The following is a 17416-nucleotide window of genomic DNA, read 5'->3' as shown; positions in this document are numbered from 1 at the left end:
TTATTGACGTTGCGCTAATAGTCTTGGGAGGGACTACTTGCTTGGGACGATCAAAGTCTTTGCACCGGCACGAGCAGCCTCAAAACGAGCCGAAACATCGGCCCAGTTCACAATGTTCCAAAAAGCCTTCACATAATCGGCCTTCACGTTCACATAATCCAAGTAGAACGCGTGCTCCCACATATCAAGCATCAACAACGGAGTCGTCGCCACCGGAACATTACCCTGCTGATCGTAAAGCTGCTCGATGACCAACTGGCCACCCAAGCCCTCAAAACCAAGCAAAGCCCAACCCGAACCCTGCAAACTCATCGCAGCAGCGGTGAAGTGCGCACGGAAAGCATCAAAAGAACCAAACGCGTCATCGATCGCCGCAGCCAACTCACCCTCCGGCTTATCCCCACCCTCGGGAGACAAGTTGTTCCAGAAAATCGAGTGGTTGGTGTGACCACCCAAGTGGAACGCCAAATCCTTGGACAGCTTCGGGATGTTCCCAAATTCGCCCTTCTCACGAGCCTCGGCCAACTGCTCCAACGCAGTATTCGCCCCAGCAACATACGCAGCATGGTGCTTAGAGTGATGCAACTCCATAATCCGCGCCGAAATATTCGGCTCCAACGCCGCGTAATCGTACTGCAGCTCAGGCAAAGTATAAATAGCCAAAATGACTCCTCAATTGTTGATTGACTGCGTCGCTTCCGTGTTCGGGAGCGGCTAAGCGGTGAGGCGTGAATGCTCACCGACGCTGTGGTAGCCGCGTTGGTGGTAGACCAATGGTGCGGCCGAAGACTGACTGCCGATAACTTCTAGTACCGAGGCTATGACCAATGTTGCAGGACCAGCAGGGGCTTTTGAATGAATTTCGCATCTCAGGACGGTGCCTAACCCATGAATCAGGGGCTCACCCGTCTCGAGGAATTCCCAGTTCTGCATTTGCGAGAAGCGCTCATTGCCTCGCATGGCAAAACGTGTAGCCAATTCCGAGTTCTCGGCCGTGAGCAAATGAATCAGCAACGTCTTGGCGCCAAGAATTGCGCTGGCTGAGCCGTGACTACCGGCAACGCTAAAAGCAACTAATGCCGGATCGGCTGCAACAGAGATGACCGAAGATGCGGTGATTCCAGCGGGCCCAAATTCACCGGTAGCTGTCACTATCGCGACACCCGCTGGGTGATTACCAAAGGCTGCGCGAAACTGGTCAGCCATTCTATGTTGGGCCAAATGCGTGTGCATTGTGGGTTTGTCCTCTCGAGATGCGCAGCTTCCTCACTGTGCTCATGCCTCCACGCTAGAACCTCAACCTTGGTTCAGGTCAAATCGTGCTTCTTTTCGCGAAACATCAAAGCTCCACCTTCCGAGTCGGCCAGCATGTCATTCGGGTTCACAAATCCGCATTCGGCAAGTGACAGGCAGCCACAACCAATGCAGCCGCTGAGCCCGTCACGCAACGATTGAAGCTGATGGATACGCTCCTGCAGATCATCACGCCAGGCAAGCGAGAGCGACCGCCAATCCTCTTGAGTAGGCGCACCGTCATCGGGCAGCGTAGAAAACAACTCACCAATGACGTTCAGTGGAACACCGGCTCGGTGGGCCGCACGAATCACGGCAACTCGACGCAGCACACTGCGATCAAACCTGCGCTGATTCCCCGAGGTCCTCCACGAGCTAATAAGCCCTTGGCGCTCATAAAAATGCAAGGCAGAAACCGCGACACCCGAACGAGCAGCTAGCTGGCCGACGGTTAGATCCTGGGAAATATTCTCTTCCATGACTCTAAGCCTATTCCCAAGTCAGATTTGCGTGCATGGCTACTTACACACAAACAAGAATGTGCCATAGAGTCACAAGAAGCGCACGAAACCACTCGGTGCTTGCACATCTGATCGACAGGTAACTTCACGCATGAAACTCACATTCCGCGGTGGCTTTGTCGCAACGCTGGGAGCACTGACGGCGCTGGCACTTGGTGCAGCAATCATGTCGCTCACATACGCCATCACGTTGGTGTTTGCCTCGTTTTTCATCGCACTCGGCCTTGACCCCCTAGTACGCAAACTTGAGCGCTGGGGACTAAGTCGAGTCAAGGCCGTGCTCTGCGTACTTGCCGGTTTCCTGATTTTTGCGGTCCTAGTCTTCAGTCTGGTTATTCCGCTACTGGTCACCGAGGGGCACAAGCTTCTCATCTCGCTGCCGGCAAGCCTTGATCGAGTCGAGGAACAAGCATGGTTCATCTCGCTTAATGCAACACTCGATGGCGCACTCATCCCGGGCCTTGAATGGGTTCAGAAAACCATTGCCGATCCCTCGACCTGGCTTTTCGTCGGAAACGGCGCACTTAAAGTTGGCCTCGGAGTAGCAAACACCGTTGTTGGAACGCTATTTGTCACGGTACTGACCATGTATTTTGTGATCTCACTGGATCAGATGAAACAGTCCTTTTACCTTCTAGTTCCGGCTTCAAAACGTGAGAAAGTAACGGAAATTTCCGAAGAGATCGCCTCTTCAGTCGGCAGTTATCTTAGCGGCATGTCGATTCTTGCAACAATGAATGCTCTATTTACTTTTATTCTGTTGACCATCATGAACGTACCTTTCGCAGCGGTCCTGGGGATTCTTGCACTACCGATCACCATGATTCCGCTTGTTGGTTCGGTCATCAGCACAGTCATCGTCACGACAATCGCGCTTATTGCCGCTCCTACCTCTGGGCTGATCGTCGGGATCGTCATGGTCGCCTACATGCAGATTGAAGCCTACGTACTAACCCCACGCATCGTCGGAAAGGCAATACAGATCCCGGGGTCGATGGTGCTCATTGGTGCTATGGTTGGCGGCACGCTCGCCGGGCTCCTAGGCGCGCTGGTCGCCTGCCCAGCCAGTGCCGCGATCTTGTTAATTCTCAAAAAAGTTGTGGTTCCAGCCCAGTCAAAACGCTGATTTCTCGCCATACTCTTACCGGTGATATGACAAGACTTGAACAGTGATCAAGACTTTTGAACGGTGTTCAAGTATTCTCGTTTCATACGCAATCACGCGTAGCCTTGAAACCAGACGATCATCACACAGGGAACCTCCAATGACTAAGACCATGCAAAACAGCCAAATTACCGGCGCCGTACGCAAGACCCAACGAGTTGGCGCCCGCGATTTAGCCCTTGTCGCGGTATTCGCGGCACTCATTGCAGTGCTCACTCTTATTCCCGCGGTACCTGTTGGTGCACTCGGCGTCCCCATTACCCTGCAGACTCTTGGCGTTGCTCTTACCGCACTGATCCTAGGTTCGGCACGTGGTGGTTCGGCAGCATTGCTCTACGTTGTCGTTGGACTTGCAGGCGTCCCCATCTTTGCGAAATTCTCTGGTGGTCTCGGTTCCTTGGCAGCCCCCAGCGCCGGCTACCTGCTTTCCTTCCCCATTGCCGCACTTGTCACCGGCGCACTAGCAACCCTGGTACTGCGCAAGGTCACCAAACACCGCTTGGTATGGCTCTGGCTGGCAGCCATGGGCGGCTCCATCCTAGTAGTACACCCCATGGGTATCTTGGGAATGTCTCTGAACGCAGGAATTCCGCTGGAGAAAGCATTCATCTTGGATATGGCCTACTGGCCAGGTGACCTAGTGAAGAACTTTATCGCTGCAAGCATTGCAGTGAGTGTCTTCAAGGCCTTCCCACATATGGCTCGTCGTAACTTCGGCGCCTAACCTCTCTCTTCATCTCAACGAGCAAGGACTACTACGACAGTGATTCACTTTGATAATGCTGGATTCTCGGTTCAGGCCGATGAGCCGCAGGCTCCCGCACACGTAGTCCTTGCTCCAACCAGCTTGGAACTTAGCGAATCACGTATAGCAGTCATCGGCGCCAACGGTTCGGGCAAATCAACATTGTTGCGCATGATCAACGGGCTGGTGGCACCCAGCAACGGCAGTGTACGCGTGCGCGGAGATGACACCAAGACCAAGATCAAGGCCGTACGACAAAATGTTGGATTCCTCTTCACCGATCCCCTCTCCCAGCTGGTCATGCCGATAGTTGTGGAAGACGTTGAACTTTCCCTTAAAGCAAGCATCAAAGATAGAACCCAGCGTCGCCTAGCCGCACTGAGCGCCTTGGCCAAGCTGAACCTTGAACACCTGGCAATGCGTAGCATCTATGATCTTTCCGGTGGCGAACGCCAACTAGTGGCTCTCTGCAGTGTGCTAGCGGCGGGACAGAATATTCTCGTTGCCGATGAACCAACGACACTCTTAGATCTTGCTAATAATCAGTTGCTGCAACACACCATCGCCGCACTGCCGCAGCAGGTCATCTACGCGACTCACGATCTGGAATTCGCCGCGCAGGCCGAACGTGGGCTCTTAGTAGCCAACGGGCAGGTTATTTTTGATGGACCGGCAGCACTAGCTGTTAATGAATACCGAGCACAAGTACGTAGTGGGGCGATCAGGGCATGAGCACCTCGCCGCTAATGATCCTGGGACATTATCAACCCGGAACCAGTGTGGTGCATCGAGCGCCCTTACTTGCAAAATATCTGCTGGTGCTTGTTGTTAGCACTTCGATTCTCATCTGGCGTACACCATTTGTTGGTGTTGGTGCGTTACTGCTCAGCCTTGCACTATTTGCCATTGCTGGCCCACGGGTCCTACGCGCCTGGGCGGCCCCCCTACGTCATCTGTGGTGGATCTTTGCCATCCTCGGGATCTACCAGGGCATCATCAACTCTCCTGCCTTTGCCATTGCCTTGGTGTGCGGCATGTTCGGTGCCATCCAATGCGGCAGACTGATCCTGCTCACCTCCACCCAGGCAGCGCTTCTTGAAGGCCTAGAAAAGGCTGCTACCCCGGTGCGTCTCTTGGGCGGCAAACCCGAAACGATCGCCCTAGCGGTTGCGCTGATGCTACGTAGCATCCCAGCCATCGCCACCTCGGTTCAAAGCCTTTCCGACGCCGCCCAGGCCCGCGGAGTTGCACGCAATCCCCTGGTGCTTGCGGCCCCGGTTGTCATCAATACAGTTGCCTACGCCCAACGCACCGCAGATGCCCTTGCCGCACGCGGAATCATGGAACGCGACAGCTGAACCAATATTTAGTGCAGCTTTGGGCATTGGGTAGCGATTCCCTCTTCCTGTTAAGCTTTCGGGCAGTATTGTAAGCATCATGAGTTTCAACGATGATGCCCGGCTAGATTCAAACCGCGTCAAGGATTCACGCGGCCGTTCCAAGGGTGGCAAGGTTGCGGCAGGTGGCGGCGGAATCTTGATCCTATTACTCGCTGCGGTTTTCGGGTTCAACCCCGATATGCTCTCCGGGCTTGGCATCGGTGGAGCACCTGCCACCAATCAGACCCAGGAACAGGCGGGTGGTCCGAGTATTGAAGAATGTAAAACAGGTGCGGATGCAAATAATCGCGCCGACTGCCGCATTCTTGCCACTACCCAGTCCCTTGATAGTTTCTGGCTCTCGTATCTACCGAAATACAACGTCAAGGTCGGCAAACCTGGGGTCGAGATTTTCTCTGGCCAGGTCAATACCGCCTGTGGTGCGGCAAGCAGCGCGATGGGGCCGTTCTACTGTCCTGGCGATCAAGTCGCGTACTTTGACACAGGCTTCTTCAATGATCTCCGCACCGATTTTGGTGCCGATGGTGGAGCACTGGCAGAAGAGTACGTAGTGGCCCACGAGTATGGTCACCACATTCAGAACACCATCGGTACACTCGCGGCCTCCCAGCAGGGTGGTAGCGGAGCAAATTCTGGATCGGTACGGGTGGAATTGCAGGCCGATTGTTTTGCTGGCATGTGGGCCGCTTATGCATCGCAGACCAAAGATTCGGCGGGCAATACATTTATGAAACCACTGACTGAGAAGGACCTGCGCTCAGCGCTTTCGGCCGCGGCGGCCGTGGGTGACGACCGAATTCAGAAGGCCGCAACCGGGCGGGTAAACCCCGAGGGCTGGACCCATGGGTCCTCTGCACAGCGTGAGGCATGGTTCCTGGAGGGCTACCGCACCGGGGACATCAATCAGTGCGACACACTCTCGGCAAAAAACCTCGACAAGCCAAATAGCTAGTCCCGGTGAACCGCATCTTCAGCGAAACCCGCTGAGGGCAGCACAACAACAGGCGAGGTACTTACTCCCCCGATCAGGGGTGTAAGTACCTCGCCTGTTATGTAAACTGCGTGATGCGGCTACTTAGATGTTGAACCCGAGGGCTCGCATCTGGTCGCGACCGTCATCGGTGATGCGCTCCGGCCCCCATGGTGGCATCCAGACCCAGCTGAGGCGGTAGTCATCGACAACCGATTCCAGCGCCGCACCAACCTGCTCCTCGATAACATCGGTGAGCGGGCAGGCAGCGGTGGTCAAGGTCATGTCAATGAGCAACGCACCGTCTTCGGCGTACTTCAGGCCGTAGAGCAGGCCAAGGTCAACAATGTTAACCCCGAGCTCCGGGTCGATGACGTCCTTGAGCGCCTCTTCGACATCTTCAAGATCCGTGTGAGCCGACCCGTTGGCCGTTTCGTTGGATACGCTCATGACTAGGCCGGAACGTTCAGGAAGCGGTCGTAGCCCTCTTCTTCAAGGCGGTCTGCAAGCTCTGCGCCACCCTGCTCTGCGATCTTGCCGTCGACGAAGACGTGCACGAAGTCCGGCTTGATGTAACGCAGGATGCGGGTGTAGTGGGTGATGAGCAAGGTGCCCATCTCGTTCTGCTCCTGAGCGCGGTTGACGCCCTCGGAAACAACCTTGAGCGCATCAACGTCAAGACCCGAGTCGGTCTCATCGAGAATAGCGAACTTCGGCTTGAAGAGTTCGAGCTGAAGGATCTCAACGCGCTTCTTCTCACCACCGGAGAAGCCCTCGTTCACGTTACGTGACGCGAACTCGGCGTCGATCTTGAGTGCTTCCATGGCCGTTTTGACGTCCTTGGTCCAGGTACGCAGCTTCGGGGCTTCGCCGTCGATTGCGGTCTTAGCGGTACGCAGGAAGTTGGTCATGGACACGCCGGGAACCTCAACCGGGTACTGCATGGCCAGGAACAGGCCAGCGCGTGCACGCTCGTCAACGCTCATCTCCAAGACATCTTCACCGTCAAGGGTGATGGTGCCGGAGGTGACGGTGTAGCGCGGGTGACCGGCAATGGTCGAGGCGAGAGTTGACTTGCCCGAACCGTTGGGGCCCATGATTGCGTGGGTTTCACCGGTCTTGATGGTCAGCGAAACGCCCTTGAGGATTTCCTTGTTGCCCTGCTCGGTCTCGATCGAGACGTGCAGGTCCTTGATTTCCAGAGTAGACATACTTAAGTCCGTTCTCTTTCTTTGATGCCGATTCTCACCGGCTAAAAATTTACTGTGGGTAAGGCGCGTGGACTAGTTGCCCGTGGCGGCGAGCTCGCGCTCGATGGTCTCGTTGAGACGCTCTTCGATTTCCGGAACGCGGATCTGCTGAACGATCTCGTTCAGGAAGCCACGTACCACCAAGCGGCGTGCGGTCTTCTCATCGATACCGCGGCTCATCAGGTAGAAGAGGTGCTCGTCATCGAAACGGCCGGTGGTTGATGCGTGCCCCGCACCGTCGATCAGACCGGTTTCGATTTCCAGGTTCGGCACCGAGTCGGCGCGGGCGCCTTCGGTGAGGACCAGGTTGCGGTTTGCCTCGTACGAGTTGGTGCCCGGAGCTTCCTTGCGGATCAGCACATCGCCAACCCACACGGTGTGTGCGTCCTTGCCCTGCAATGCACCCTTGTACAGCACGTTGGAGGTGCAGTGAGGGGTTGCGTGGTCAACGAAGAGGCGGTGCTCGAGGTGCTGGCCGGCATCGGCGAAGTACAGACCGAAGAGCTCAACCTCTCCACCCTCACCGGCAAAGTGTGCCGACGGGGTCAAGCGAACTAGGTCGCCACCGTAGGTCACGGCAATGTGCTTGAAGTGACCGTCCTTGCGGACCTTGGCCAGGTGGGATGCCGCGTGAATTGCGGTATCTTCCCAGGCCTGCAGCGAGATGACAGTCAACTTGGCGCCTTCACGAACATCAAATTCAATGTTCTGCGCAAGAACTGCGGTGCCGACGTGGTCGATGACCACTACGGACTCGGAGTTCTCCTCGGCGATGACTACCAGGTGTGCTGCAGCAGCCTCGGTTGAGTCACCGGTGTAGGTCAAGGTGACCTGTTCGCCGATGGATTCGGCCGGGATCGTGACGATCTTGGCCTCTGCCGCGCTATTCCAGGCGTTTGCCGAAATGCGATCTTCCGGGACACCTGCCGAGCCGACGCGAGCGTCACTCATGGCAACGGTTTCCAGGGCAACAGCCTTGGCACCGGTCATGACAAGCACCGGAGCCGCGCCGGTCAGAGCGTTCTTGTGCAGGCCACCCATGCGCTTGAGCGGGGTGAAGCGGAAATCCTCTTCACGGCCGGTCAGCGGTGCGAAGTCTTCGAGCTTGTAGCTGGTCAAGCGACCGGCACGCGAAGAATCCGGGACGCCTGCGCCGCCGCCATGGCTGTGCGCCTTGACGGCGTCACCGCCAATCGGAGATGCAGCTGCGTTCATGGGCGAAAGGTTTTCGCCCTCTTCGGTGAAACCAGCAATGCTTGGTGCACCGATACGGGCCTTTTCGCCCGATACGTGAGTTGCGGTATCAGTCATGATTAACCGACGGATCCTTCCATCTGCAGTTCAATGAGGCGGTTCAGTTCCATGGCGTATTCCATCGGAAGTTCGCGGGCGATCGGCTCGACGAAGCCGCGCACGATCATACCCATGGCTTCTTCCTCGGTCATGCCGCGGCTCATCAGGTAGAAGAGCTGCTCTTCGGAAACGCGTGAAACGGTTGCCTCGTGGCCCATGGTTACGTCATCCTCGCGGACGTCGATGTACGGGTAAGTATCCGAGCGTGAAATCTGGTCAACCAGCAATGCGTCACACTCGACCGAGTTCTTAGCACCCTTGGCGCCTTCGCGAACCTGAACCAGGCCACGGTAAGCGGCACGGCCACCGTTACGAGCCACCGACTTCGAAACGATCTTCGAGTTGGTGTTCGGTGCGATGTGAACCATCTTGGATCCGGTGTCCTGGTGCTGTCCCTCGCCGGCGAAGGCGATCGACAGGGTTTCACCCGTGGCGTGCTCGCCAACCAGATAGACGGCCGGGTACTTCATGGTGACCTTGGAACCGATGTTGCCATCGACCCATTCCATGGTGGCGCCTTCTTCACAGACGGCACGCTTGGTGACAAGGTTGTACACGTTGTTCGACCAGTTCTGGATGGTCGTGTAGCGGACGCGAGCGCCCTTCTTCACGATGATTTCCACAACTGCCGAGTGCAGCGAGTCCGAGCTGTAGATCGGGGCGGTGCAACCCTCGATGTAGTGCACGTAGGAATCCTCATCGGCGATGATGAGGGTGCGCTCAAACTGACCCATATTTTCCGTGTTAATACGGAAGTAGGCCTGCAGCGGGATCTCCACGTGGACGCCCTTGGGGACGTACACGAACGAGCCACCGGACCAGGTCGCCGTATTCAGCGAGGCGAACTTGTTATCGCCGACCGGGATGATGGTGCCGAAGTACTCCTTGAAGATATCTTCGTGTTCCTTCAGCGCGGTGTCCGTGTCAAGGAAGATGACACCCTGCTTTTCCAGATCCTCGCGGAGCTGGTGGTAGACAACCTCGGACTCATACTGAGCCGCAACACCCGAAACCAGGCGCTGCTTCTCCGCCTCGGGGATGCCGAGCTTGTCGTACGTGTTCTTGATGTCCTCTGGCAGGTCTTCCCAGCTGGTTGCCTGCTTTTCGGTGGAACGTACAAAGTACTTGATGTTATCGAAGTCGATGCCGGAGAGGTCTGCACCCCAGGTCGGCATGGGCTTGCGGTCGAAGTACTTCAGGCCCTTGAGGCGCATATCCAACATCCACTGGGGCTCAGATTTGAGCTCCGAGATGTTGCGAACGACTTCTTCGTTGACGCCGCGTCGTGCATTTGCACCCGCGTCGTTCTTGTCGCTCCACCCATATTCGTAATTACCAATGCCGTGGAGTTCGGGGTTCTTCTCCAGGATCTCGGTAATCACGCCGGGGTCAGTGGACTCCTGTGCAATCTGATCCGTCATCGCGGCCTCTCCTGCTTCGTGATCTTGATTCGAGTTCTCTTCTCAGCACGCTGAGGAGTTTGGTTCCGACCCACAGGGATGTGAGTCGTACATACATGCCCGCCGCTGGCAAGTGTCGAGAGCCTTCGCACATCGACACCCAGCAAGCGGGAAAAGGCCTGGGTTTCCATCTCGCAAAAGACTGGAAATTCTCTGGCCAAATCTTGAATGGGGCAGTGCCCCTGGCACAGCTGAACGCTGAGCATGGTCGCGGTCGGAGAGTTTGCACCGACCTTACGGGTTGAACCAACAAAGCCCTCAGCACTCAGTGCTTCACTGAGCACTTCGGCGCGGTCTTCGAGGCCTTCGACACCGGCAAGCATGGGTCGGTAGCGTTGTTCCATTGCCGCGAAGCGGCGGGCAGCAAACGCCTCGATGGCCGCCGGCCCGGCTGCACGACCAAGTTCGCTCAGTGCTTCGGTGGCGATATCCAGGTAGTCATTGCCCATCTCCGATTGGCCGTGATGCGAAAGCACGTAGCGGCGCGACGGTCGGCCGGCGCCGGTGCGCTGGTTAGCAATGAGTTTGACTTCAACGAGCCCCTCCTTGGAAAGGGCATCTAGGTGTCGGCGGACTGCGGCAGGCGTGAAACCCAAGCGCTCGCCTAGTTCGGCGGCACTGACCGGGCCGTCCTCGAGAACTGCATAGAGGACGCGGTCGCGGGTGCGTTCTTCAATCTCCCCTGTCGCGGGAACTGGGCGCGCCGAGTCGACGACCGGCGCGGGCTTATTTGATGAATACACAACATAAGCATGCCCTAATCAAGATGGTGCGTCCAGTAAGGCATCACTTACTTCGCGGCCAGCCAAACCCTTGGTGAGCCCGGAAGTATGCGTGGAATGCGAGCTGCACCACAACGGCGGCGCGTGTGACTTCTACGTGTCCTAGAATAACTGAGTGTCCAATGTGTCTCCAAGCCTCGTTATCGAGGGCTTGCTCAAAGATTTCGGCCCCGTGCCCGCCCTAGATGGCCGCATGGTGCGTGTACTTAACGGCATTAGCCTCACGGCAAATCCCGGTTCCGTGACCACGCTGCTCGGCTCTAATGGTGCGGGAAAGTCAACAACGCTCGCCTGCGCCCAAGGTCTGTTGCGCCCCGATGGCGGCAAAATATCGCTGCTTGGCGAAGACCCCTATGGGGCAAGCCCCGCGTTGCGCTCCCGGGTGGGGGTCATGCTCCAAGACGGTGGATTGCCCCCGTCGCTGCGCCCCATCCCCCTGCTGCGTCATGTCACCTCGCTCTACCAGCGCCCCGCCGACATTAACGCGCTGATCGAACGGCTGGGAATCAACGAATTTTCCAATACTTCGATCCGCCGGCTCTCCGGCGGACAAAAACAACGCGTCGCGCTGGCCGCGGCCCTGGCAGGAAATCCCGAGGTCATTTTCCTCGATGAGCCAAGCGCGGGACTAGACCCGCAATCCCGTCAGGTGGTCTTCGATCTAATCACCGAACTGCGTGATGCCGGATTATGCATCGTGCTAACAACTCACCTGATGGAAGATGCGCAGCGCCTCTCGGACTATGTGTACATCATCGATGATGGAATCAACGTGGCGCAGGGAACCGTTGCCGAACTTACCGCGCGCGCTACGCACGAATCGACGGCGCAGGCCGTAACTTTTTCCGCGGATCCGGCCTTGGAGTTACCGGAACTTGCCGGTCATTTACTTTTGCTTGAACACGCTCCGGGGCAATACCGGCTCGAGGGTGTGCGCGAGGCAAACGATCTAGCAAGCCTCACCGCCTGGTGGGCTCGCGAAAGCATCCTGCCGCAATCCCTGAGCATGCAGCCACGCAGCCTTGAAGACGTGTTCCTCGAAATTGCCGACAAGGGAAATGATGTCAACTAATACTCAAGCTGCCTCCGGCACATCGAACGCCGTGAGCACCTTCAAACGCATCATGCTGCAGGGACGCTACGAGACCCTCGCGATGATTCGCAATGGCGAGCAGCTAGTGATCGCCGTGGTGTTACCGCTCATGGCGCTCTTTGGCTTGGTCTTCACCGATCTGCTCAAGAATGTTGCGGCCCGCCCCATCGATGCCGCTGTCCCCGGAGTCTTAGCGCTCTGCGTGGTCTCCACCGCTTTCACCGGGCAGGGTATCGCCACGGGCTTTGACCGCCGTTACGGCGTCATGCGTTATCTTTCAACCACCCCGGTGGGTCGTACCGGGCTCATTTATGGCAAGGTCATGGCTGTACTTGTAGTACTTTCCATGCAAACTATTGTCATTGGTGGCGTCGGATTCATCATGGGCTGGCAGCCGGCTCTGGGCGGCATCGCCTGGGCGATACTGATCCTCATCTTGGGTGCCGCGGCATTCACCGCATTGGGCCTGCTGATCGCCGGAACGGTGCGACCCGAGGCAACGCTTGCCATTACAAACCTTGCTTGGGTATTACTTGCCGGCGTGGGCGGAATTCTCTTCCCTTCGACTAGCGTCCCGGCATTCATCCAACCCATCATCAATGTGTTGCCCTCGGCGGCACTCGGTGATTCGCTGCGCGCAGCACTCATCTCCGGAACCGCGTCGGGAACCGGAATTCTCATTCTTCTGGCATGGACACTCATTGCCGGTTTCGCCGCAACACGCTGGTTCAAGTGGAACTAGAAAACTGGAGCACACACTCATGAGCACCGACTCCCCCACGACCAACAGCTGGACCGATCGACTGCCTACAACGGTCAACAACACGGTCCATCGACTGGCCATCGCCTCGTTGGTCTCCCAGATCGGGATCATTGTCACCGGCGGCGCGGTCCGCCTGACCAAATCGGGCCTGGGCTGCTCCCAGTGGCCCAACTGCGTCCCGGGATCCATGACCCCGGTGCCGGAAATGGGCATTCACGGTCTGATTGAGTTCGGCAACCGACTGCTGACCTTTGTACTAATCATTATCGCCGTTGCCTTCTTGGCTTCCATCTGGAAGATGCGCGCCGAGCATAAGACCGTTTTTAGCCTTTCAATTGCGCTTCTTGCGGGCATCCCTGCACAGGCTGTCATTGGTGGAATCACCGTGTTGACGGATCTAAACCCGTGGGTTGTCTCACTGCACTTCATTGTTTCGGCTGCGATGGTTCTTGCCGCAACGTTAATGGTCAATCGCACCGGAGCTCTGCGCCGTGGCGAGACGTCCTTAGGCAAACCGGCGGGTGATACCCAGCGGTTCTTGGCTTGGACCATTCTGCTAACCTCGGCTCTGGCCATCGTGCTGGGCACCGTAGTTACCGGCACCGGTCCACACGCGGGTGATGCCTCGGCACCACGCCACATGTTTGATCCCTACATCGTGGCCCGCATCCACGTAGCCCCGGTATACCTTTTGGTTGCGGCAACGCTGATTGCTTTGTTCTTGGCCATGCGCAGCACAGCAGATATGAAGCTTCGCACCCCGCTACTGTTGCTTGCTGGCGTGGTGATTCTGCAGGGCGTCATTGGCTATGTTCAGCATTTCAACGGCCTCCCGGTGCTCTTGGTGTTGCTGCACATGCTGGGCGCCTCCATGCTGGCCGCAGCGGCGATCAACGTCTGGGACCGAGCAACTGCGAAGTTCCCGTTCTAATAAATCACTTATAACGTTGGGCTCCGGATCGTTCTGATCCGGGGCCAGCATTGTTTTCAGCCGCAAGTCATACCCGAGTACTCCCCCTTGAGCATTCCAAAAGCCTTTTCTTCTCTTGCCTGCAGTGCCCCGTTCAACTGACGGATCTGTGGCAAGCACCCCAGCTCTCGCTCATCATTTCCGGCTCAGCCTCATCGGATACGAAGCTAGCTGCCTCTGAAATTATGCGGCAAGAAATGGACGGTTGGGATAGGTGATCGCAGAAGTCTTTTTGAGCTTCAAATCCTGTCCCGTATAAGGTACCTTAACCGGGCATTTTTTCGGGCGGGGTATACGGGACACCAAAAATTCCGTGATTTCAAAGATGCAAGTCAACAATTGATTTGCCCGTTAGAGGACCGGCTTACGGGACATCTTTCACTACCATCAAGACAAGCCGTAAAAAGCTGAGATTCTAGCGAATCATCCGAATTTCGTCCCCTGCTGATTCAAAACCGGTCGGCTTCCTTGACCCGTCTGAATGAAATCCATTTCGGTTGTAGAACGATATGGCTCTGGGGTTGTCTTCGAGCACCCACAAGCTGGAAGGTGACGTTCCGAGAACGTTGTCAAGCAATTCCTGTCCAGCGCCCGTGCCTTGTTCGCTGGCGAGAAGGTAGATGAACCAGAGCTGGGTTGCTCTAGGTGCTGGGTCGTCCTGAGAAGCCCCAGCACCGGCTAGAGCAACCAGTTGTCCGTCTCGCTCAGCAACTGCAAACCTGTCTCCTGGCCGTGGTGCAGAACAAATAGCTTTCCACATACCGATTCGCGCTATCCGAGCATTCGGACCCCATTCCGTTTCGGGGAATTTTCCTGAATAGGTTTCTTGCCACGTGCTGAGGTGAAGGTCTGCGAGAGTTTCCCATTCATCTTCACGTGGTGCTCGAATCGAATATGTAGTCATGGAACCATTATGCTGCTAGGTCTTCTCAGATCCCGGTTTCCCTTCCCACGTGGGTCATCGGGCATCTGCCAGAGTGGTTGAATTGGACGATGCAGATCCGTCCTTACGCTGAATCCGATGCCCCGGCCACCCTGAGTGTTTTCATTTCGGCGATTACCGAAACGGCTGCTATTCACTACGCGCCGGACCAGATCGAGGCCTGGTCTCGGCCGCAAGAACGCGATGCCAATCAATGGAATTCCGCGCGTTTGTCGTTGAACACAGTCGTGGCCACCATCGGTGGCGAGATCGCAGGATTTTCGGACGTTAGCGAGTCTGGCTACATCGACATGATGTTCGTGGCCCCAAGGTTTGGCAGGCAAGGCGTGGCAAGTGCGCTCCTTTCGCACCTACAAGAAAAGGCTGTCGCTGACGGCGTTTCCGAGCTGTGGACCCACGCCAGCATCACCGCGCGTCCATTCTTCGAGCGACATGGTTTTGTTGTGACTGCCGAGCGACGTCCAATTACCCGCGGAGTACAAATGGTCAACTACCAAATGGCTCGACAGCTCGTCCTCTGAATCGAACGGGAGGCCGTTTTGAGTACATGGACACTTGAGCGCGGTCCCGCAGAAGGTTCGGCTTGCGGGCGCACTAGCTCAGTGCAGAGGTCGTTGGACACCCATCGTGGCCGTCTTCGGAAATGGCAGGGGTGCTTCGTGGTTCAGTGGGAATTGTTTTTCAGGGCGTCGTTGATTAGCTTCTCGGCTGCGAGCCGTTCCTCGGGCGTGGGGACGGCTCGCAGCCGGGCGTCAAAGATGCGGATCAGACCTTCCACGAACTCACTTTCGGGGCTTCCTTCTTCAAGTCCGTCAGACTCGGGGGCGTAGGTGATCGCGGTGCCGGATTCGTCGAGTTTGCAGTCAATGTCAACTGCCCGGAGGAAGGCATGGAGCTTGCCCATTGCCTCGCGGCCAGACACGTCACGCAGCCTGGGAACGATTATGGTGATTTCTTCGGAAACGGGATCTTCGATCTGCATCGGGGCTCCTCACAAGCAACTCAGGAATAGGGGCTTTCTGCCACGCCCTTTGGAACAGCATACTTCTGAAGGATATCGGGATGCCTGGAGCATTGGGTGGCACGAAGCGCCGCACGACACCAGCAAGGCCAAGCCACACCGAGGATCATCCGAACCGTCCCACTCAGCGTTCCACTTGCGGACACGCAATCGCGGCGCAGAAACCTCTGGTGTTCCGTACGGTCAATTCCTAGAAAGGGTGCCTACCGACTGAGTCTCATCACTGGCACTGGAGTTCCGGCCAAGTCCTTGATTTCTGTGGTTCCGTCGCGTTGGAAGCCATTTCGTTGATAGAAAGTAAGAGCACGAGGATTGTCGGCAGCCATCCACAGGTACGCCTGCTGATTGCCTATACTGGCGTTGAAAAGAGCCTGTCCAGTTCCGCTGCCATGATGACTCGCTAGGACATAGATACCTTCCAGCTCCAGCTGGCATGGCGCGTCGTTGTCTCGCCCGGTACTTGTGGATGCCCACCCGACGACAACCTCATCTTCGAGGGCAACCCACACTTTGGTCTCGCCACCGCCAACGATATCTCGCCAGCGGATGACTCGGTCCTGTTCCTGAAGTCCGGCCAACGTCTGGGCAGGAAGAAGGTGGGAGTATGCTTCGCGCCATGCTTGAACATGGACATGAGCAATTCCCTCCGCGTCGAGGACCTGAGCACGCCGTACATTGGTAAGCGGAATCATCAATCCAGACTACGTATGCAAACCCCAAATAGTTGGACGTACTGAGTTTGTGACAGGAATGCACGGGCCAGTTCAGTATGTGCTGATGGCGTTGCCCAACCGTCCACGATGGCATTTGGTTTCAAACGTTTGGATTTGAAGACCACACTCGAAAACTGATAGCTCACTACTAAGACGCGTCCCGTAGACTGTTCCGCTATCGGGGTTGCCTCGCCCGAAAAATCGGGTGCCTACTCAATGCCGGTCAGTACCTTACGCTAGGTCCTTGACGAGCAGTTGATCGCGTTCACTGGCCTGCTGGACAGTTCCATCGTCCGAGACCCATGAGTATTCACTGACATCAACAATCCCGGTCCTGCGGTACCCCAGACCCAGATACAGGCGTTCGGCACGGGGGTTGTCATCGGCCACGCCGACCGCTGCCTGGGCCATTCCCTCTCGCCCGATTAGTTGCTCCGCTGCGGCGATCAACGCGGTCCCGACCCCTTGGCTGCGATACTCGTCGCGGACCTGCAAATGGTTGATCTCCACGGCCCGGGGGAACGCCTCCCGCGCGTTGGGTCCTATGCATCCACCCCATTGCACGACTCCCGAACCCAGGGGCTCTCCGTCCCTCCAGGCGACCAGGTACGTCGTGTCACCGGCGAGCTGGCCGGAGTGGTGCGATTCGTGAACGCCTCCCAGGACCTTCCATCTTGAGGAAAGTATGGCGAGGTCATCGTCTGTGCACGGGCGTATCTCCATGTCCCCATTGAACACGACAGGGTATAAAAAGGGGTAGCAATAGCGGTCAAACACATCCGTTGTCTGGCGGTGCTGAACAGCAATGCCGCAAACAGCGTCCGATGAAGGTTCCTCCTGCGGACGCGTAATTGCAGCGCATTGGACTTTGGGCTGCGCAGTCGCCTTAGAGGAAAATGACACCGGTATCGAAATGCCCCTCGCCATATGTCGGCTCCATTTGGGTGGCAAAGCTATGCCGTGCAATCCAGGTA

Annotated in this window: 21 protein-coding genes; 9 read left to right on the top strand and 12 right to left on the bottom strand. The window is 56.8% G+C overall.

Annotated elements, in window-relative coordinates; genetic code table 11:
• Nucleotides 1-33: 33 nt before the first annotated feature.
• The 3 genes from CQ018_RS07795 to soxR all read right to left on the bottom strand — a co-directional run bounded on the left by CQ018_RS07795 (nucleotide 34) and on the right by soxR (nucleotide 1772).
• The gene (locus tag CQ018_RS07795) at nucleotides 34-663 is read right to left on the bottom strand and encodes a superoxide dismutase (RefSeq protein ID WP_105549442.1); all 630 of its coding nucleotides are present in this window, start codon (nucleotides 661-663) and stop codon (nucleotides 34-36) included.
• 51 nt (nucleotides 664-714) lie between these two features.
• Complete coding sequence (locus tag CQ018_RS07790) at nucleotides 715-1206, bottom strand: flavin reductase family protein (protein WP_258142450.1); 492 nt, start codon at nucleotides 1204-1206, stop codon at nucleotides 715-717.
• Nucleotides 1207-1307: 101 nt separating this feature from the next.
• A complete protein-coding gene (gene soxR, locus CQ018_RS07785; RefSeq protein WP_105549440.1) occupies nucleotides 1308-1772 on the bottom strand; it encodes a redox-sensitive transcriptional activator SoxR in 465 nt (154 codons plus the stop codon).
• Between the two features lie 133 nt (nucleotides 1773-1905).
• On the opposite strand from soxR, the gene CQ018_RS07780 reads away from it, so the two are divergent.
• From CQ018_RS07780 to CQ018_RS07760, 5 genes are all read left to right on the top strand, one after another.
• On the top strand, nucleotides 1906-2940 hold the full coding sequence (locus tag CQ018_RS07780) for an AI-2E family transporter (RefSeq protein ID WP_105549439.1): 1035 nt from the start codon (nucleotides 1906-1908) through the stop codon (nucleotides 2938-2940).
• 139 nt (nucleotides 2941-3079) lie between these two features.
• A complete protein-coding gene (locus CQ018_RS07775; RefSeq protein ID WP_105549438.1) occupies nucleotides 3080-3703 on the top strand; it encodes a biotin transporter BioY in 624 nt (207 codons plus the stop codon).
• A 39-nt stretch (nucleotides 3704-3742) separates the two neighbouring features.
• Nucleotides 3743-4456, top strand: a complete 714-nt coding sequence (locus CQ018_RS07770) for an energy-coupling factor ABC transporter ATP-binding protein (RefSeq protein ID WP_105549437.1) — start codon at nucleotides 3743-3745, stop codon at nucleotides 4454-4456.
• Nucleotides 4453-5082 (top strand): energy-coupling factor transporter transmembrane protein EcfT, encoded by a 630-nt coding sequence (locus CQ018_RS07765; protein ID WP_105549436.1) that lies wholly within the window; start codon nucleotides 4453-4455, stop codon nucleotides 5080-5082. The genes CQ018_RS07770 and CQ018_RS07765 overlap by 4 nt, the downstream gene beginning before the upstream one ends.
• 79 nt (nucleotides 5083-5161) lie before the next feature.
• Nucleotides 5162-6076, top strand: coding sequence for a neutral zinc metallopeptidase (locus CQ018_RS07760; RefSeq protein ID WP_105549435.1), 915 nt, complete (start codon nucleotides 5162-5164; stop codon nucleotides 6074-6076).
• 123 nt (nucleotides 6077-6199) lie between these two features.
• On the opposite strand, the gene CQ018_RS07755 is transcribed toward CQ018_RS07760, so the two are convergent.
• The 5 genes from CQ018_RS07755 to CQ018_RS07735 all read right to left on the bottom strand — a co-directional run bounded on the left by CQ018_RS07755 (nucleotide 6200) and on the right by CQ018_RS07735 (nucleotide 10900).
• Entirely contained in the window at nucleotides 6200-6544 is a 345-nt protein-coding gene (locus CQ018_RS07755; protein WP_105549434.1) for a metal-sulfur cluster assembly factor, read from the bottom strand.
• A gap of 2 nt (nucleotides 6545-6546) precedes the next feature.
• Complete coding sequence (sufC, locus tag CQ018_RS07750; RefSeq protein WP_105549433.1) at nucleotides 6547-7305, bottom strand: Fe-S cluster assembly ATPase SufC; 759 nt, start codon at nucleotides 7303-7305, stop codon at nucleotides 6547-6549.
• Between the two features lie 72 nt (nucleotides 7306-7377).
• Nucleotides 7378-8655, bottom strand: a complete 1278-nt coding sequence (sufD, locus tag CQ018_RS07745) for a Fe-S cluster assembly protein SufD (RefSeq protein WP_105549432.1) — start codon at nucleotides 8653-8655, stop codon at nucleotides 7378-7380.
• A 2-nt stretch (nucleotides 8656-8657) separates the two neighbouring features.
• Complete coding sequence (gene sufB, locus CQ018_RS07740; RefSeq protein ID WP_105549431.1) at nucleotides 8658-10118, bottom strand: Fe-S cluster assembly protein SufB; 1461 nt, start codon at nucleotides 10116-10118, stop codon at nucleotides 8658-8660.
• On the bottom strand, nucleotides 10115-10900 hold the full coding sequence (locus CQ018_RS07735; RefSeq protein ID WP_105549430.1) for a metalloregulator ArsR/SmtB family transcription factor: 786 nt from the start codon (nucleotides 10898-10900) through the stop codon (nucleotides 10115-10117). Before CQ018_RS07735 ends, sufB begins: the two co-directional genes overlap by 4 nt.
• Before the next feature lie 154 nt (nucleotides 10901-11054).
• Here CQ018_RS07735 and CQ018_RS07730 point away from each other — a divergent pair, with 154 nt between their 5' ends.
• The 3 genes from CQ018_RS07730 to CQ018_RS07720 are packed head-to-tail and all read left to right on the top strand — an operon-like array spanning nucleotide 11055 to nucleotide 13726.
• The gene (locus CQ018_RS07730) at nucleotides 11055-12011 is read left to right on the top strand and encodes an ABC transporter ATP-binding protein (protein WP_181149788.1); all 957 of its coding nucleotides are present in this window, start codon (nucleotides 11055-11057) and stop codon (nucleotides 12009-12011) included.
• Nucleotides 12001-12774, top strand: coding sequence for an ABC transporter permease (locus CQ018_RS07725; RefSeq protein WP_105549429.1), 774 nt, complete (start codon nucleotides 12001-12003; stop codon nucleotides 12772-12774). Before CQ018_RS07730 ends, CQ018_RS07725 begins: the two co-directional genes overlap by 11 nt.
• 19 nt (nucleotides 12775-12793) lie before the next feature.
• Nucleotides 12794-13726: a heme A synthase gene (locus tag CQ018_RS07720; RefSeq protein WP_105549428.1), complete on the top strand. Its 933-nt coding sequence runs from the start codon at nucleotides 12794-12796 to the stop codon at nucleotides 13724-13726.
• 454 nt (nucleotides 13727-14180) lie between these two features.
• On the opposite strand, the gene CQ018_RS20785 is transcribed toward CQ018_RS07720, so the two are convergent.
• Entirely contained in the window at nucleotides 14181-14525 is a 345-nt protein-coding gene (locus tag CQ018_RS20785) for a GNAT family N-acetyltransferase (protein ID WP_181149787.1), read from the bottom strand.
• A 233-nt stretch (nucleotides 14526-14758) separates the two neighbouring features.
• Here CQ018_RS20785 and CQ018_RS07710 point away from each other — a divergent pair, with 233 nt between their 5' ends.
• Entirely contained in the window at nucleotides 14759-15229 is a 471-nt protein-coding gene (locus tag CQ018_RS07710) for a GNAT family N-acetyltransferase (RefSeq protein WP_105549426.1), read from the top strand.
• 143 nt (nucleotides 15230-15372) lie between these two features.
• Here the strand turns inward: CQ018_RS07710 and CQ018_RS07705 are convergent, their stop codons facing one another.
• The 3 genes from CQ018_RS07705 to CQ018_RS07695 all read right to left on the bottom strand — a co-directional run bounded on the left by CQ018_RS07705 (nucleotide 15373) and on the right by CQ018_RS07695 (nucleotide 17165).
• Nucleotides 15373-15690: a hypothetical protein gene (locus tag CQ018_RS07705; RefSeq protein ID WP_105549425.1), complete on the bottom strand. Its 318-nt coding sequence runs from the start codon at nucleotides 15688-15690 to the stop codon at nucleotides 15373-15375.
• Between the two features lie 242 nt (nucleotides 15691-15932).
• Nucleotides 15933-16421 carry a GNAT family N-acetyltransferase gene (locus CQ018_RS07700; RefSeq protein ID WP_105549424.1) on the bottom strand — a complete coding sequence of 163 codons (489 nt, stop codon included), beginning with the start codon at nucleotides 16419-16421 and terminating at the stop codon, nucleotides 15933-15935.
• 252 nt (nucleotides 16422-16673) lie between these two features.
• Nucleotides 16674-17165 carry a GNAT family N-acetyltransferase gene (locus CQ018_RS07695; protein ID WP_181149786.1) on the bottom strand — a complete coding sequence of 164 codons (492 nt, stop codon included), beginning with the start codon at nucleotides 17163-17165 and terminating at the stop codon, nucleotides 16674-16676.
• Nucleotides 17166-17416: the final 251 nt, after the last annotated feature.

Source organism: Arthrobacter sp. MYb227 (genome assembly GCF_002975435.1).
In the GTDB taxonomy this organism is placed as follows: domain Bacteria; phylum Actinomycetota; class Actinomycetes; order Actinomycetales; family Micrococcaceae; genus Paeniglutamicibacter.
The sequence above is the reverse complement of the archived record's forward strand: the minus strand, read 5'-3'. Positions and strand labels throughout refer to the sequence as shown.

Bases quoted from the DNA above. Each gene is read 5' to 3' on its own strand.
- CQ018_RS07790 (WP_258142450.1), bottom strand. From the start codon at position 1,206: ATGGCTGACCAGTTTCGCGCAGCCTTTGGTAATCACCCAGCGGGTGTC.
- soxR (WP_105549440.1), bottom strand. From the start codon at position 1,772: ATGGAAGAGAATATTTCCCAGGATCTAACCGTCGGCCAGCTAGCTGCT.
- CQ018_RS07780 (WP_105549439.1), top strand. From the start codon at position 1,906: ATGAAACTCACATTCCGCGGTGGCTTTGTCGCAACGCTGGGAGCACTG.
- CQ018_RS07775 (WP_105549438.1), top strand. From the start codon at position 3,080: ATGACTAAGACCATGCAAAACAGCCAAATTACCGGCGCCGTACGCAAG.
- CQ018_RS07765 (WP_105549436.1), top strand. From the start codon at position 4,453: ATGAGCACCTCGCCGCTAATGATCCTGGGACATTATCAACCCGGAACC.
- CQ018_RS07760 (WP_105549435.1), top strand. From the start codon at position 5,162: ATGAGTTTCAACGATGATGCCCGGCTAGATTCAAACCGCGTCAAGGAT.
- CQ018_RS07755 (WP_105549434.1), bottom strand. From the start codon at position 6,544: ATGAGCGTATCCAACGAAACGGCCAACGGGTCGGCTCACACGGATCTT.
- sufC (WP_105549433.1), bottom strand. From the start codon at position 7,305: ATGTCTACTCTGGAAATCAAGGACCTGCACGTCTCGATCGAGACCGAG.
- sufD (WP_105549432.1), bottom strand. From the start codon at position 8,655: ATGACTGATACCGCAACTCACGTATCGGGCGAAAAGGCCCGTATCGGT.
- sufB (WP_105549431.1), bottom strand. From the start codon at position 10,118: ATGACGGATCAGATTGCACAGGAGTCCACTGACCCCGGCGTGATTACC.
- CQ018_RS07725 (WP_105549429.1), top strand. From the start codon at position 12,001: ATGTCAACTAATACTCAAGCTGCCTCCGGCACATCGAACGCCGTGAGC.
- CQ018_RS07720 (WP_105549428.1), top strand. From the start codon at position 12,794: ATGAGCACCGACTCCCCCACGACCAACAGCTGGACCGATCGACTGCCT.
- CQ018_RS20785 (WP_181149787.1), bottom strand. From the start codon at position 14,525: ATGTGGAAAGCTATTTGTTCTGCACCACGGCCAGGAGACAGGTTTGCA.
- CQ018_RS07710 (WP_105549426.1), top strand. From the start codon at position 14,759: ATGCAGATCCGTCCTTACGCTGAATCCGATGCCCCGGCCACCCTGAGT.
- CQ018_RS07705 (WP_105549425.1), bottom strand. From the start codon at position 15,690: ATGCAGATCGAAGATCCCGTTTCCGAAGAAATCACCATAATCGTTCCC.
- CQ018_RS07700 (WP_105549424.1), bottom strand. From the start codon at position 16,421: ATGATTCCGCTTACCAATGTACGGCGTGCTCAGGTCCTCGACGCGGAG.
- CQ018_RS07695 (WP_181149786.1), bottom strand. From the start codon at position 17,165: ATGGAGATACGCCCGTGCACAGACGATGACCTCGCCATACTTTCCTCA.